12 protein-coding genes and 1 pseudogene are annotated in these 15,177 nt (G+C 58.0%); 4 read left to right on the top strand and 9 right to left on the bottom strand.

Going from position 1 to position 15,177, the window contains the following annotated elements:
- Positions 1–36 precede the first annotated feature (36 nt).
- From KGB20_RS01830 to KGB20_RS01860, 7 genes are all read right to left on the bottom strand, one after another.
- Positions 37–399 carry a hypothetical protein gene (locus KGB20_RS01830; protein ID WP_223531848.1) on the bottom strand — a complete coding sequence of 121 codons (363 nt, stop codon included), beginning with the start codon at positions 397–399 and terminating at the stop codon, positions 37–39.
- A 158-nt stretch (positions 400–557) separates the two neighbouring features.
- A complete protein-coding gene (locus KGB20_RS01835; RefSeq protein WP_090456295.1) occupies positions 558–1,190 on the bottom strand; it encodes a response regulator in 633 nt (210 codons plus the stop codon).
- A gap of 39 nt (positions 1,191–1,229) precedes the next feature.
- Positions 1,230–2,588, bottom strand: a complete 1,359-nt coding sequence (locus KGB20_RS01840) for a cache domain-containing protein (protein ID WP_150814371.1) — start codon at positions 2,586–2,588, stop codon at positions 1,230–1,232.
- Positions 2,589–3,180: 592 nt separating this feature from the next.
- On the bottom strand, positions 3,181–4,932 hold the full coding sequence (locus KGB20_RS01845) for a TniQ family protein (protein WP_223531850.1): 1,752 nt from the start codon (positions 4,930–4,932) through the stop codon (positions 3,181–3,183).
- Positions 4,925–5,884 carry an ATP-binding protein gene (locus KGB20_RS01850; protein ID WP_223531852.1) on the bottom strand — a complete coding sequence of 320 codons (960 nt, stop codon included), beginning with the start codon at positions 5,882–5,884 and terminating at the stop codon, positions 4,925–4,927. Before KGB20_RS01850 ends, KGB20_RS01845 begins: the two co-directional genes overlap by 8 nt.
- On the bottom strand, positions 5,881–7,761 hold the full coding sequence (locus KGB20_RS01855) for a hypothetical protein (protein ID WP_223531854.1): 1,881 nt from the start codon (positions 7,759–7,761) through the stop codon (positions 5,881–5,883). The genes KGB20_RS01850 and KGB20_RS01855 overlap by 4 nt, the downstream gene beginning before the upstream one ends.
- Entirely contained in the window at positions 7,754–8,422 is a 669-nt protein-coding gene (locus KGB20_RS01860) for a hypothetical protein (RefSeq protein WP_223531856.1), read from the bottom strand. Before KGB20_RS01860 ends, KGB20_RS01855 begins: the two co-directional genes overlap by 8 nt.
- A gap of 253 nt (positions 8,423–8,675) precedes the next feature.
- Between KGB20_RS01860 and KGB20_RS01865 the strand changes: the two genes are divergently transcribed.
- On the top strand, positions 8,676–9,611 hold the full coding sequence (locus tag KGB20_RS01865) for a hypothetical protein (RefSeq protein ID WP_223531858.1): 936 nt from the start codon (positions 8,676–8,678) through the stop codon (positions 9,609–9,611).
- Between the two features lie 31 nt (positions 9,612–9,642).
- Complete coding sequence (locus KGB20_RS01870) at positions 9,643–10,599, top strand: DNA-binding protein (RefSeq protein WP_223531860.1); 957 nt, start codon at positions 9,643–9,645, stop codon at positions 10,597–10,599.
- A gap of 189 nt (positions 10,600–10,788) precedes the next feature.
- Here the strand turns inward: KGB20_RS01870 and KGB20_RS01875 are convergent, their stop codons facing one another.
- Positions 10,789–11,856, bottom strand: coding sequence for a site-specific integrase (locus tag KGB20_RS01875; protein ID WP_223532004.1), 1,068 nt, complete (start codon positions 11,854–11,856; stop codon positions 10,789–10,791).
- Between the two features lie 123 nt (positions 11,857–11,979).
- Between KGB20_RS01875 and KGB20_RS01880 the strand changes: the two genes are divergently transcribed.
- Positions 11,980–12,849, top strand: coding sequence for a DNA-binding protein (locus KGB20_RS01880; RefSeq protein WP_223531861.1), 870 nt, complete (start codon positions 11,980–11,982; stop codon positions 12,847–12,849).
- Positions 12,850–13,376: 527 nt separating this feature from the next.
- Here the strand turns inward: KGB20_RS01880 and KGB20_RS01885 are convergent.
- A pseudogene (locus tag KGB20_RS01885) lies at positions 13,377–13,514 on the bottom strand (IS5/IS1182 family transposase); the annotation flags it as partial.
- A 122-nt stretch (positions 13,515–13,636) separates the two neighbouring features.
- Here KGB20_RS01885 and KGB20_RS01890 point away from each other — a divergent pair.
- Positions 13,637–14,617: a LysR substrate-binding domain-containing protein gene (locus KGB20_RS01890; RefSeq protein ID WP_223531862.1), complete on the top strand. Its 981-nt coding sequence runs from the start codon at positions 13,637–13,639 to the stop codon at positions 14,615–14,617.
- Positions 14,618–15,177 lie beyond the last annotated feature (560 nt).

Raw genomic sequence — 15,177 nt, forward strand, 5'->3', positions numbered from 1 at the left:
CGGGTTTTCGTCGATTCCTGCGGTAAAGCACTGCATTCAGACAGCGCGGCTTTCGATCAGACGATCCGAACCGCCTTCGGCTACGCGGTTTTGCAGGAGTTTGTCCGAGCCACCTTCGGCAACGCGGTTTTGGATCAGTTTGTCCGAGCCACCTTCAGCAACGCGGTTTTGCATCAGTTTGTCGGAGCCATCGGCGGCGACGCGGTTTTCGATCAGGCGATCCGAACCACCTTCGGCGACACGATTCTCGATCAGACGATCGGAACCACCTTCGGCCACACGGCTTTCAATCAGACGATCGGAGCCGCCTTCGGCGACCACAGGTTGAGCAGAGGTAGCGGCGAAAGCGTTAACTGCGAAAACCGAGAAAGCGATGCTGAGGAGGGTCTGGCGTTTCATGATCGTGTGCTCCGGGGTGCTTATGGGTTGGTATGGAGCAGATGTTACGCCGTGGATTTTTTAAGAGAACTTCATTGAATTGATGGTGACTATCGACGCAGTCAATGGTGGATTCGGCGCTCCCACAGGTTTTTGCAGTGAACACAGGGTTCGCGGTGTTAGCGGGAAATGAGGCCGTGATCGATGGCGTATTTGACCAGCGCCGCCGGCTTGTCGATGTTGAGCTTGCGTCGGATGCTCAGGCGATGGGTTTCCACCGTGCGCACGCTGATGTCCAGTTCCCGGGCCATTTCCTTGTTGTTCAACCCCTGCGCCATCTTCGACAACACCTGGCTTTCCCTCGGGGTCAGTTCGTTGTCGGTGTTCCTGTCGGCGATCAGCCGCTGGGCGATTTCCGCGCTGTAGAAGGTTCCGCCGCTGGTGATGGCTTCGATGGCGGCGATGATTTCCCGTGACGGGGCGTTCTTGAGCACGTAGCCGCTGGCGCCGGAGCGCACCGATTCACTCACGTATTCGTAATTGTCGTACATGCTCAGCACCAGCACCTTGAGCGATGGGTACTGGCTGCGCAACACGCGGGTCAGCTCCAGGCCGTTCATGTCCGGCAGGCTGATGTCGACCAGCAGCAGGTCCGGCTGGCAACGTCCGACCATCTCGATGGCCGCGGCGCCGTTTTCCGCTTCGCCGACCATTTCCAGGGGCGACATCACGGCCAGCAGCGCCTTGATTCCGTCGCGGACCAGGGAGTGATCGTCGACCAGGGCGACGCGGATCGGGGAGGGCAGGTTCATCGCAGCTATTCACTCTTGTAGTTTTGGGCCGGGTCAGCGTTATGCGTCTGGTTTCATTGGCAGCCGCACATCCAGCTCACTTCTGCCCGGCATCGAGATCAATTCGAAGCGCCCGCCAAAATGTTCGACGCGTTCGCGGATGTTACGCAAGCCAATGCCAGCCTGACGACGTTCGACCTGGGCGACGTTGAAACCGATACCGTCGTCGACCACCGTCAGCCGCACGGACTCGTCGCAGCCGCGCAGTGTAATGGACACGTTCTTCGCCCGGGCGTGGCGTTCAATATTGGTCAGGCCTTCCTGGACGATTCGGAACAGCGAAACAGCCGCGCCGTCGACCAATTGGCAGTCGAATTCATTTTCGTCATAGGTCACGGTCAGCCCGCTGCGCTGCTCGAATTCCGCGGCCAATTGGCCGATGGCCGCCGGCAGGCCGAGGGTGTCGAGCAGGGATGAGCGCAGGTCGTGGGAGAGGCTGCGGACTTCACCGATGGCATCGCCCAGGCGCTCGGTGGCGTCTTTCAACGTGCTCAAGCCCTTGTCGGGGGCCTGTCCGCGTTCCAGCAGATGGCTGGCCAGTTCGAATTGGAACTTGATCGAGACCAGCACCTGGCTGATGCCGTCGTGCAACTCGCGGGACACCCGTGATCGTTCCTCTTCCTGCAGGCTGACGATGCGTTGGGTCAGGCGCTGCAGTTTCTTGTCCGCCAGGCGATGCTCGCTGACGTTGAGGGTCATGCCGGTGGCGAAGACGAACAGCACCGCGACGAGGGCGACCACGGCAATCGCCATCATGGTCTTGCGGATGCCCATGGCCACTTCGGCACGGGCCTGCTGAGTGGCGCGTTCGACATCCTCGAGGTAGATGCCGGTACCGAGCATCCAGCCCCAGCGATCGAGCATCACCACGTAGGCGAGCTTGTCGGTCACCTGGCCGGAGGAGGGTTTGTTCCAGGCATAGCGTTGAAAACCTTCGCCCGATTGCGCGCTTTTGAGCAGCGCCTGGATCACCGGCAGGCCGTGGGGATCTTTCATGTCCCACAGGTATTGGCCCACCAGTTCCGACTGGCGCGCATGCATCAGGCTGCGGCCTTCGTGGTCGTAAACGAAGAAGTAGCCGTTGATGCCAAAGCTGAGCTTGCGCAGTTCTTCCAGCACTTGTTGTTGGGCACGGGCATCGCCGTGGCCGTCGTCGTACAGCGGCGCGATCAGGCTCTGGGCCATTTCCACGTAGTTTTTCAGCTCCGCGCGCTTGCTCGCCAGAATGCTGTCTTCGATCAGTTGCGCCTGTTGATCGCCCAATTGGCGATTGAGGGAAATCACCAGCGCGCAGATGACGGCAATGGCCAGCACCAGCGGCAGAATCCCGAGGGCGACGATCTTGTGTTTGAGCTGCATGTTGACTCCTGCCCGCGCGAAGGCTCGGGATCATATGCCAAAGATACATAGCCTTGTTGGACGGAATGACCATTGGCCGGGGTGAAATGCGAAACCAATGTGGGAGCGGGCTTGCTCGCGAAAGCGGTGTGTCAGCTGACATCAATATTGACTGATCCACCGCCGACGGTAACCAACAGAAATGAGATTTTCATAACGGAGGATCGGTAGTTGTAGGTTGTGCGACCCATTAGAAATGAGAGGCTTGAGGCATTAGATTCGAGAATCAGCGCAAGCGGGTCGTCAGAATCGAGAGTGACCAATATGAGCAGAATAGTGGTCGTAAAATCTGCTGACGTTTCAATTCGAACAGGTCGCTCATGTGCTGGAGATCGCGGAGGTCACCGGTGTGTTTAATTGACCCAGCATTGCGGACAGTAACTACGAATATTTTGACTGCAATCCACTCATCGCTGCTGCTCACTGCTGTGGCGATCAGTAGTCATGGCGTTCTGAACGATGCTGTCCGGGGGGCGGTTGTATAACGCTTTTGCATTGGTAGGCGAGCCATTGTGCTGACCAGTCCCTATTCATCTGCCTTGCATGCCATATATCAGGTGTGAGTCGAGCACCTTAGGATGTCACGAATAATCTCGATGTCGAGGAGGCTGTAGCCCGAGCAGACGTGGGGGAGCTTTCGGGGATCAATTCCAAATTCACGCAACGCGGTAAGCCCCTCGGTAGGAGGGATTTTCAGAATGGTAAAGACATCGTTGATGTCGAAAAGATTTGCCGAAGGGGTATTATTGTCCAGAGTAGATGGTTTTGTGACTGAGCGAACGTATTCCCGCTTTTGATCTGACGTGTACGGTGGCGGATCGCTTCGAAGCCTGTCAGTCAAGTTGAGCGTGTATTGTATGTTTCTTAGCGTGACAGGCGTCATGCTATCACTTGATCGCTGAGGGTCGGTGTCACAGACTAAACGATAGCGTCGAAGATGGCGTCGAAGATGCTTAAGCATCACGCAGACCGTGGCGCGATGATAAAATTTTGGTTCGCAAAAAGGGTTTATTAAGCGTATTTCGGCTGCCGTCGTAAGGTGTTCGCACAAGTCGCTGGTTAAACCGAGCCTGGTGCACAGCTCATCTAATAAAATGTACTGTTTAGCGAACTGCGTAGTCGCGTTCTTGTTGAGAACGTCGGGAAGGAACGATCGATAAGGCACCGGTTTGATCTGACCGACAAACCAGCCTTGATTGCGCAATCTATTCACTGTGGACAACGAGCACTTGAGCGTTGTGGCCACCTCATCCTGGGTCATACCTTCCAAATTTTCCGAGGGGGGCGTGTAGGCCGGCCGGTACGCAGCGTTAGCACGACGGATGATCTGACAGCGGGGTAGACCGGTGGAATCATCAGGAGGGGGCTGCTCTATCCAGCGGTCAAGGTTGTAGGTGTGGAGCGTTTCAGCAGTGGCGCGCTCATCGCCAAACACGGCGCGGAGCATAATCTGATAGTCAATTGTCGCGAGTCGGCAGCAAACATGCGCATGGCATGAAAGTTTATGTGTAGATAGCCGGTTCAGCGCACGACTAGCAAGCCAGGCGACCGCAGCACTACCGCCATTAATCCACGGGGCCATGTGTAATGGTCGGATAAATCCGGGATAACTCGCTGTCTGCAACGCCACAGTCCTGTCTATATGGTCAATGACTTGTATCGGTAAGTTGCAGCACTGGTGATGATCGGCCCTTCGGCGCGCCTCCCAGAGCGTGGCACACAGTTTGGCAATGTTGTACTTTAACGAAATGTCCTCAACGACATGATGAGACTTAAACGGATCGGTCACGGCCGGCATGAAGTCACCGATGATCCGGTTCGCTGCACTGCGCTGGAAACCGCACTGGCAGTTTAATAACTGGGCGTTGTGCCAGAACTGTTTCATGTGACAGTGGGGGCAGGTGCTGATCAATTTCAAACCGTGCAACAGGCACACTTCGAGGTCAGCAAGGTCATGAAAGATGGGCGATTGTGCGGCGTCAATACATTGGGGGCAGTAGCGCAAGCTGTTGGCACAAGCGCCGCGGGGTAAAAAGATATTGTCCACCTTGAAACTGCGTGGGTGCGGCAGTATGGAGTAAAAAATTCTACGCAAGTCACCCGTGAGGACTGGCGCTTGCTGCTCCACGATGTCAAGCAGTGGGGAGCTTTGGCCTAGCAAATCGCTCCAGCGGGGCGGTATCAAGGCGAAGTAGCTGCACATGTTCCTCACCGTACCAAATCCGTTGTAGTGTGCCATACGCATCAGTAAGCTTTTTGGGCTCTCGAATTCGGCGGGTTTAGGTAAATAGCAGAGTTTATTCATACTGCTTTTTCAACGCGGCAATCACCTCTGAAGCAGACATGCAGAAGGGATTGCTTGCTCGACAGAAATGGAGGTCGGCGGCGGCGCGGGCGAGGTCTTCCAGGGTGAATTTATTGTCCTCGCGCGCCAAGGCGAGTGTCAGACTGTCATTCAAGAGCATGTTCAAATGGCGGAAGTTGCCGGCAGTGGCTAAGCAAATCGTCTTGAATGTAGTCTCTTGGGTGAGGCTGACCCGCTCTGTGAAATCTGCGGGCTCGATGACTTTATGCTCAATGGCCGCGATCACTTTTTGAAACAGGGCGGTGGCGGCTTTGTCAGCAAAGTCGAAATACCTCAGACGTTTGCGATAAGGGTAACGGTCGCTCAGTTCAGGGATGCTGTCTATCAGTTCTTCAATATCCGGCAGTCCAGCCAGCATGATAGGAATCGTTGTCTGGTTGAGGAGATGGTTGATCCAGCGGCAGACCTTTTTCTTTGGCTCAGGTGTTTTATGATCAACGAGACGGTGAAACTCGTCCAGGATAACCAGTTGTGTCTGGGTGACGATCAAGCGCTGGATGATCATTCCGGTCAAGGTGGCGCTACTGAAGCGCAGTAGGCGCTCACGATCTTCTAGGCCAAGTTTCAGCAGTAGCTCTACAGCCACGGCTTTGATGGAGGCTGACGGGGGTAACTCGATGAGGACGCAGGGCATTATCAGGATATGACTTTGTTCAGTCTCGAGTTCCGTGGCAACTCCGACTCCGACTTCGTGTTCGATCCGTTCACACAGCGTGGATTTGCCCACCCCCGGATCACCCAGTAACATTATCGACGTCGCGGCTTGCCGGTTCTTGGTCGCCTCCATGCTTTTTTGTGCCAGTGCGTACGCCCGAGCAAAGTCGGGGTGCCACACCACGCACTGTGCAAGCGCTTTAAGCACTCGGGCTTGGCGCTCGCTACTGGTGGTCATGATCCGTCTACCCGCCAGGGTTCTGCGTCGTCGACACCCCAAGGTTCTTCGAAGTCGATGGGTGCAACGCTTGGTGGAGGCTCGGTGGGAATCGCCTTGTGCGTGCGTGCACGCTTTGATTTATCCGCAATGAAGCGATCGCGATCCTCCTGCATGCGTTGACGTAAATGCTCCAAAGCAACATGCGCCTCGCGGTCATCGAATTGTTTGCCGTCAGCCGCTATTTTTTCCTGTACCAAGTCATGCTCGAATTTGGTCAGGCCTGGTTGGTAGTCTTTTGCGGTCCCCCAGGCGGGTACCTTGTCGCGGGGCGCGATGGGAGCCGCGACCCAGATCACACCTAGATCAGTCGGGTCGTAATAGCAGATCGCGTCTTCACCCTTGCGCAGCTTGGCCCGGATCCTGCCCAGATTGGGTCCGGTCCAATAGAGCTTGAAGAATTGAGCGCGGTTGCCGCTGAGGGCGGAGTATTCGATGCCGCGGAACAGGCCATCCACTGCTTCCGGCTTGAATTTCCGCGGGGGCAGTTGGTTCCGCATCGCACGCTCCCAGGCCACCCGGGGGGGCATGCGCAGCGCCCGATGTTTCGTGTTGTGGTAGACGTCTTCCAGCCACTCACGAAAATAATCTGCCAGGGACTCGACGGTGTAACAGGCGTGGCGCACCGAATCATAGTCTCCGCACGCCTCGGGGTTCGAGAAGGTGGTGCCGTACTGCTCATGCAGCCAGAACTCAAAGGTTCGGAAGAAACGCTCGATGCGGGGACGGGTATTGGGACTTTTCGGCGGCGGCAACGTCCACTTGATCCCCAGGCGATCAACGATGGTGACAAAGAGGCTATTGTAAAATTCGGGACCACCATCACTGACCAGAACCTCCATCGTCCCGCGCTGATACTCCTCGCCGGGGACTGCCACCACCGCCATCCGAATTGCTCGCAGCGTTTTCTCGCCACACGGCGGCGTCAGTGACAATTCCCAGCCGATGACCATTTCCGTGCACAGGTCAAAGATGGCGGTGAGGCTGGCGATCTTGCCCAGGACCCGGCCCTCCCGGTCGACGACCACGATGTCCAAGGTGTGCGAATCAATCTCGCACAGCTCCAGTGGCACGCTGGGTCGTGCTTGGTGGCCGCTAAACCCATGCTTTTTATTGGCGGCTGCAGCGCCGAGATGCCGATAATCCGTGCGATAGCCGGCGCGTTTGGCGATCGCACGAACGACGGTTGAGCGACAGGGGCAGGAGAGCAACGGTTGCAAACCCGCTACACGTTCGCGGTTGGTTTTTATCACCCAGCCGTCCAGGAATGAAAAAATACTGTGGACGGTGACGCGTTTCTTACTCGACAGGTATTGCTCTTCGATGGTCGCGTCGAGCTTGGCCTGTACCTCAGGGGAGAGCTGGCGTCCCCGGGGCAGCGTGCTGGGCTGTTTATACAGGGAAAATTCGTCGTTATGGTTTTCGCGGAAACGCTGGGCCCAACGGCACAACGTCGTGTAGGCGGGAGGATGGGGGTCGCCGGTTTCAACCGCGATCCGAGCGATGATGGCCTTGGTGGCCTGTTCCGGTAAGCAGTTCCCCTGTTCGCTTAATGCCGTGACGATGTAGCGCTTTTTGCGTTTCGCTTCGATGACTTTAGGGTCGTCGGGATCAAGAAAGGCGCTGGCATTGGAGCCATGGCCAGGCTGATCGGCGAACAGGGTGATGTTGCGCCGCTTAAGGTCGCTCATAAACGTGTCGACACGAATGTAGATAACCCGCAGCTGCAAGACGGTCGAGAGGGTGACCACCTCATCGTCGAGCTGGATCACTTCATGGACGATGCCGTCGATCAGGTATTGCGCACCAACGAGTGGTACGGCTATTTCCCTAGACACTATTTGCTTCCGCATCCGGGCCTTGAATGACCATGTCCAGGTTCAGCGCTTGACTCAGGTTGGCTTTAATGTCACCAAAGAAAAGGCAACTGCACAGGGCCGCGAGAGAGAGCGCTTGGGTGCGGTTCAACACCTCTTTCACGGTCGCCGGCCAACTCAGCTCTCGCAGCAGTAGCAGGCACTTTTGGTGCTCGTCAGGGGTGGTAGCCAAGCTACGTAGGTACAACGACTGCAACGTAGCAAACGTCGGCCCGTGAACGTTGGCCTCCGTGACGCGGTGGAACCGCCAGCCATGCTGGTGACACAGAGCGTCGAAAGCCATCAGGGTGTCAGTACGCTGCGCCGCCAGGTGGGCGAAACTCTCCTGCACCGCGCAATAACAGCCACCGCCATCCTGGTGCGCGATCAAGAAATGGGGGGCGTAGCGGTGTTTGTTCGTGCCTGCTGCCCACGCGAAGGCATGGGGCAGCGCCCAGTACTGCTCAACGTCCGGGTCATGTTCCAGGCGTACACAGTAATCGGCCTGCAAGCGGGTCCCACAGCGTAGCGAGCGGCGATTTTTGCGCGACGGAAAGGTCGTCGAAAAATTGCGATGTCCCGGTTGCGGCCAAGGAAAGGCCGGGACGGGATCGCAGGGCATGCTGTTGATACTGGCCAACATTTCAAGCTCCTTATGCACCGAACGGACTGGCGTCTGCCGTGTTGATATTATTTGACGGTTGGTGTGCAGTTTCCACCCGACTTTCCGCACCGCAAAAAATGCAACAATCGCTCTAATTCTGTTGTTTCAAAGACACGGAAAGTTTTCGCATTGACCACGCGTGTGCTGGTGTTTGACCGACGTTGCGCAAAAGTCGCCAATAGGGTCCATGATTGAGCGGGCAATGATGGCACCTGTGCCAGGAGCTCATCTGATGTCGGATAACAAGTCAGTGGATCAGCTACGGGCGATTTTTTTTGGTCAAACGCTGACCGAGGAGGCCGGATGTGCGGCCACGGGACCGGCCCTTGCTCGTTGGGGGGATACGTGGTGGGCCAAGCGCACGGGGCGTGCGATTCCGGAGACGTTCAATCACAAATGGCCCGACTTCCTCACGGGACGATTGCCGCGAAATCCGCTGCGCGCCGCCCTGATTGCAGCGTTCCCCCTCTTGCAGACGGTGTTGGACGATCCGCTCTGGCCGCTGTTGCAGCGCCTGGTACATCCACAAGAGGACACCGGCTGCTGGGCCGCCCAATTGCGCCTCAACGGACGCCCGTTTCGCTACTATTCCGCCGCGCGACTGATACGGCTGTGCGGCGTGCCCGATTGGCGAAGACTGGCAGGTCTTCTGGCGCTGATGGGCAGTGAGCGTCCTGGCGACGTCCGCTCGCAGTCATGGCTGCGCCTGGTAATTGCACTTTACGTGCTGTGTGCGTGTCTGGATCTGCCTGCACGGACCGACCCGCTTGACCTCTACGGGGTCCTGGATGAGGCGAACCGTCTGGACAAGTTTGGACCCCTCAAAGGCTGGCCGAACTCTGCCGCAGACTTCCAACACAAGCTCCGTCGATTGCAACGGATCAGGCAGCGTCTGCAAGCCAGGGGTTGGCTTGTTGGATGGAATCTCAAGGATCGCCTGCTGTTTTGGCATTTGCTGTGGAACCGGGCAACGTTGACCCGGTTGCTCAACAGTGCCCCCACTGTCGATTTGACCAGGCGTGATCTGCTCAAACAATCGCGTCATTGGTTTCGCCAAGCCCAGCGTGACCAGGTCAGCTTTGCGCAGGCGCCGCCGGGGGCATGGGACTGGTGCGATCCTTCGCGAGGCAATACGGTGCCTTACGCATGGGTCATGCCCGCGTCGTGAGTCAACTTAGTCGTGCCGGAAAGGAGTAGAAATGACCGTTGATGTGAGCAATGAAGAAATCTTTGCCGCCGCCGACGCCATTCTGGCCAGCGGCCAATCTGCCACTGTCGCGCGTGTCCGTGCGTATTTAGGGCACGGCAACCCCCATCGGATCAGTGCTCTTCTGGATCTATGGTGGGCGCAATTGGTCAGTGGACTGCAACAAGATACGCCTCCCGCCGCGGTCAAGATGGCCTTGGGCATGCTTTGGGATCAAGCGACTGCGCAAGGGCGCCAGGATGCAGAGCGCGCCCTCGCGCGCCAGCGACAAGCGTTGGTTGAAGATCGGCGGGTGATGGAGCGCGCATTCAGCAAGCAGCGTCAGGCGCTCGAGCGCAGACTGACGAAGGAGCGGCACGCATTCGCCGAGGAGCACCAGCGCCTACTGGAACGCAATGAGCTGATGCGGGAGCGCCTGCGCCAGCTACGCGAAGCTGCGAAGGGGACAAAAGTGGCGGTGCGTGTCGCGCAGAAAAACCTCGAGCAGACGAGGCGGCAACTGGCGTTTGCCCAGGCAGTGGACGCGCAACATCACCGTCGTGATCACGAACAGGCAGTGGAGCTGAACGCGGTGTACAGCGAACTACTCAGTCGGCCTCTTTCCGATGGGGAAGCCCCAGGAATAGCAGCGTCGGCGCCAGGCGGCACGGAGAGTAACCTGTGGCGGGATTTCATGCCGTTGCTGGACGCGGCGCAGCGCGTCCTCGGGCGGCGCCTGGATGAACTGCAGCGAGCCATCAGTCCAGCACCCGCCGGGCCCGGTCACGCCCTGAGCCCAACCCAGCGCGACAGGTGCCTCGGGCAATTGCGGGTTGTCGAGCATTTGCTGGGCGAGCTTCGGCATCAGGAAATGGTCTACCGGCGTGCGGTCGCTGCACTGGACGATCGATATTTCCCGCTCTGTTTGGAGGTCAAACAAAAGCTAGGGGATTTGACGCCTCTTCGCTGATGGCCGGTAATCCATCTGCTGCGCGGGTGTCCGCGTGATGGCCGAGCTTTCCCTACGACGCGGGCGCAACGATTCACGCTAGGGTGTACGTTGTCAGGCCGCTGTCGCGAATGTGGCAATCGTGTCAGGAGGCTTGGCAATACGCGCTGACATCTGGCCCGCATTGCTCGCTCGGGGCACGCGGGCGGATTACCCCAGGCCGGCGGGGGGTACCACGTCCTCCTCGTCGAGCAGTCGTGTGGCACGGCTGGACAGGAGGGATCCGGCCTGGAAGTAGCCCATGACGGTACTGACGCTGCTGTGTTCAGTCATGGCCATGACCTCGCCCAGCGGTACCCCTTGGCGACCCGCCTCGGTGACAAATCCGGAGCGCAAACTGTGCGCCGCCCAATCCCCCATCAAGCCGGCCAGTTGTGCCCGACGCTTGATCATCCGGGCGACCGCATCCCCTGACAGCGCCTGCGCAGTCACCTGGTCCAGCTTGCGCAGTCGACGGAAGACCGGCCCGGCGGGGCAGGGCGCGGCCGCGAGCCAGGCGTCGAGGGCACGCGCCGCGGCCCCGCACAGGGGTATTTCGCGGACCTGGCCGCCGGTGTCGGTCTTCGTGGCCCCCAGGGCATACAGCCAGGTGTCTTCGTCGAGCCGGCGCAGGTCTTCTATCCTTAAGGCGACCACTTCCGAGCGTCGGCGCCCCCCACCACTCCACGCGACCAACAACAAGGCCTTATCCCGTACCCCGCGCAGGCCATCGGTACAGGTCGCGAGCAATGCCTGCAGGGGCTCACGGGTGATCGCAGTTTTCTTGCGGACGCTGACGCCCTGGCGCACCTGGGCTTTACCGGCCTCGCGCAGCAACGTGGCCACCTCCGTCGACGCGCAGGGATTGTCCCAGCGTTGGAGCTTGTGCCATTTGGCCAGAACGGCCAGGCGATGGCTGACGGTGCTGAACGCCAGCGGCCCTGGTTGGCGTTTGACTTTTGCCTGGCACAAGGCGCGGTCGATCGTGGCCGGCAGCAGGTGGTGCCATGTCCCGTCCGCCGCGGGGCGCGCCAAGTGGTCGACAATAAATTGCACGACCACCTCGGCGGGGAGGGCGCCATCGCCCAGCGCCTGGCCGTAACGCAGCTGCAGCCACGCGTCCCAATAGGCCAGGGCGCTGCGGTAGCTGCGCACCGTGTTGGCGGCTGTGCCGGCGGCGATAAAGGCGTCGACGGCCGCTTGCGTATGCTGGGTCAGTTTGGTGGGTTCCAGCGGCATTTCCGGCGCTGGAATCACTGAAACCGGTGGAGTCGTATTATTTGATACGTCCAACGTATATTCCTAATAGTGTTAGATCGGATAAGCGAAATTTATCAGATCTAATATAGCCGGAGGTGGGCCATGGCAGTAGGGGTGCCGGAATATGAGGTGTTTGCCGCCGCCGATGCGGTATTGGCCCGCGGTGAACGGCCGACGGTCGAACGGGTGCGCCTGGAGTTGGGGCGCGGCAGCCCGGCACGGGTCGGCAGTCTGCTCGATCAATGGTGGGCACGCCTGGCCGAGCGATTGATTGGCGAAAGCCGCCTGCCGGCGTTGCCGGCCGAGGTGGCGCAGGCCTTTGTCGCGGTGTGGCAGCAGGCGATTCACTTGGCGCAGGGCGTCGCCGAACAGGCGCTGGCGGAGCAGCGTCAGGTGCTGAGCGTAGAACGTGAACGGGTGGCCGCGGTCGAGGACCAGGCGCGTCAGAATGCGGCGCAATTTCGCCAGCAGGCGGCAGAGTCCTTGGCTGGGCGTCAGTCAGCCGAGTTGCGCCTGGCAGATTTGGAGCTGCTACTGTCCCAACGCCAGGCGCAGATCGAGGACCTGCAACAGCAGTGTAAAAGCTTGCTGCACGAGCGCCGCGAAGTTCAGCAGCACAACCAGACAATGCAGCAGGATCTACAGTCGCTGCGGCTAAAGGCCGAGCAGGAGCGCGTCGCCCAAGAGATTTACGTTCGCGGAGTCGAAGACCGTGCGCACCGCGAGGTCGACCGCGCGTGCGAGGAGGGCAAGGCGATGTCGACCCAGCTGAAAGAGGCTGGTCGGCACGTCGAGCAGTTGCAACGGCGACTGGAGTCGATCCAAATTGAACTCAGTGAAACTCAGCAACGTGCCGTGGCACAGCAGACCCGTGCTGAAACGCTGGAGCAACAATTGATGCAGATGCGTCAGGCTCCCGCCGTCAAGCGTACTCCCAGGATCAGAAAACCCAAGCTGAAGAGCGACTCCTGACAGGTGATGGCGTCACTACGATCGATACCATGACTTGTGATGGAACCTCGCTATGAATGGTAATGGCTGGTTCCGGCTTCTGGTCATCTGGCCTTGTTCGACCCAAGGCTGGATAGTGATAATTGGCAGAAAACGGCCGATTCTGTTGAAAAAGTCGGTTTTTCCAGACTGCCCGCATACTGACGGCTGAAAGCGCCTTTTTTGCGCGCCGCTACGCGAAATCTGAACCCGGGAATCCACTGCTAAAAGTAAAGATTTCAATCTCAAGCGCGTACTTTTCTGTCGTGGAATCTATGGCCGACTTTTTCAACAGAATCGGCCAAAAGCAGTCACACAGTGCTTTCCACGTAAACGTGTGTGGTTGACTCACTCCTACGCATTCAAGGCGTCCCGACCATGAATACCCGTGCATAGATTGATGCCATAGCGGCAGGTCAAGGTGTCTACTAAGCTAGCCTCCAGCACCAACCTTTCGTTGATCATTGCAAGGCTGATTGCCCACCCAGCTTGCGGCATAGCGAATTGAGATAAGCAGTACTAATGCCGACATCCACGATGACCCCGTACTCGGTATCGATCGGATAGTTCGTAGAATAGGCGTAGAACGCTGAGCCAATTGGAGCTGCGGTCCAGTGGGCTTGAGGGTCCGTCAGTGATAGGCGCTTCGTCATAGACCACTGTGCGTCAGTCTTCGTGATACAAGCCCCAGATTTCATTTCGCATAAGAGGGGTTTTCGGCATTATGACGTTTAAACTCGTGGAAATACTCACTTTCAAGGAGGCATGCTTGCGCAGCGCCAAATCACCAGAAGAGGAGCCAGAATGTGGCGCCAAACGCGGACGTCTACCACCGCTTTCAATGGTGCGTGCCTTTGAGGCAGTGAGCCGGCTTGGCTCGATGCGCAAGGCTGCGGATGATCTTAATGTCGGTCATACGGTCGTTTCCCGTCATGTGCGAAATCTTGAATCCTGGCTTGGCACGCGACTTGTGGATGCTGGACCACGAGGCATTCGGCTGACTGCGGAAGGCAGGCTTTTTGCCGAGACGGTGGGCATGGCTTTCGACATGATCGCCAAGTCGACGGCGGAATTGCGTCCGGCGGTAAGCCGCTCGGTTTTACGAATCTGGTGTGTCCCTGGTCTCGCGACGCGCTGGCTGGCACCGCGTTTTAACCAGCTCCAACTTGCGCTGCCCGGTATTGATTTCGTCATGCGCGCGACCGATCTAGAGCCCGATTTCGCGCATTACGACGCCGATGTCGATATCCGTTATTTGGATGAGCCGAAGGGGAATGTGCGCTGGATTTTGCTGGAAAGGCCGCGGATTTTCCCGGTCGCTAGCCCGGACTGGATTAGCAAGAACGCACCCATCCGCTCTCTTGACGATCTTGTGAGTCAGCCGTTGATACATGAGGAAAGCCGCGATCAATGGCGACAATGGTTCCATCAGGCTGGCTATGGGCATGAAGTAGTGTTGAACGGGCCGCGGCTCTGGTCAGCCAATCTTACGGTCGACGCGGCCCTAACAGGGCAGGGAATCGCACTCGCGACACGCCTAATTGCCGCCGATGATCTGCGCACCGGGCGGCTGGTCGAGTTGCTTGGAACCGATGTTCGGCTCGGAGGCTATTATTTAGTTGGACCGCGTGAGCGTTGGAATGAAGTGACATTGGCGCGTTTCCGCGCTTGGATGCAGCAGTCTATCGCGGAGACGACGGGTGGCCAGTCAGCTGGTGTGATAAGTCAACACTGTTGCGCTGAAGAATAATTTAGCCGTCAGGTAAAAGTTCGGTTTGATACTTGAGTAGATCCAGGTCGAATAGCCTCAAACTGATCTTCCGCTCAACACATGCGCGCATGTTCCTCCTGCCATTGACGCTGGCTCGTCAAAGTTTCGTCCATTCACACAAGTATCTCCCAGTTGTTGTCGCAACCGTGCTCATTCACCAACATGCTATGCACGCGCCCATCACAAACGGACCCGTTGCGAATGACTGGCGAATGACCTTCGACAATCGGCTTGGGGGGGGCGCTGTCCGCTAGTTTCGCTGTTAGTGGCAAAGACTTGCCGTTTATGGCGATTTGCTCTGGATAACGATCCGTTCGGAATGTACGAAGCTCATGGGGAGGAATGCCTCCGTACTAGCTATGGAGTGGTGACATGAAGTCACCACTGAGGAAGTAATAAAGTGCCTGTCTGAGCAGGAGAAACTGTATCAAACTCAGCTCTCAAATGAGTGGGTGCGGGCTGAATATCAAAAACAGCGAAAGGGAAAACCACGTTAGTGCACAGCGATTCTCATGCCATAACCGCGATATAACCAAGTG

This window comes from Pseudomonas sp. BF-R-30 (assembly GCF_019956175.1).
Classification (GTDB): Bacteria; Pseudomonadota; Gammaproteobacteria; order Pseudomonadales; family Pseudomonadaceae; genus Aquipseudomonas; species Aquipseudomonas jessenii.

Coding starts and splice junctions, on each gene's coding strand:
- KGB20_RS01830 (WP_223531848.1), bottom strand. CDS start 399: ATGAAACGCCAGACCCTCCTCAGCATCGCTTTCTCGGTTTTCGCAGTT.
- KGB20_RS01835 (WP_090456295.1), bottom strand. CDS start 1,190: ATGAACCTGCCCTCCCCGATCCGCGTCGCCCTGGTCGACGATCACTCC.
- KGB20_RS01840 (WP_150814371.1), bottom strand. CDS start 2,588: ATGCAGCTCAAACACAAGATCGTCGCCCTCGGGATTCTGCCGCTGGTG.
- KGB20_RS01845 (WP_223531850.1), bottom strand. CDS start 4,932: ATGAATAAACTCTGCTATTTACCTAAACCCGCCGAATTCGAGAGCCCA.
- KGB20_RS01850 (WP_223531852.1), bottom strand. CDS start 5,884: ATGACCACCAGTAGCGAGCGCCAAGCCCGAGTGCTTAAAGCGCTTGCA.
- KGB20_RS01860 (WP_223531856.1), bottom strand. CDS start 8,422: ATGTTGGCCAGTATCAACAGCATGCCCTGCGATCCCGTCCCGGCCTTT.
- KGB20_RS01865 (WP_223531858.1), top strand. CDS start 8,676: ATGTCGGATAACAAGTCAGTGGATCAGCTACGGGCGATTTTTTTTGGT.
- KGB20_RS01870 (WP_223531860.1), top strand. CDS start 9,643: ATGACCGTTGATGTGAGCAATGAAGAAATCTTTGCCGCCGCCGACGCC.
- KGB20_RS01875 (WP_223532004.1), bottom strand. CDS start 11,856: ATGCCGCTGGAACCCACCAAACTGACCCAGCATACGCAAGCGGCCGTC.
- KGB20_RS01880 (WP_223531861.1), top strand. CDS start 11,980: ATGGCAGTAGGGGTGCCGGAATATGAGGTGTTTGCCGCCGCCGATGCG.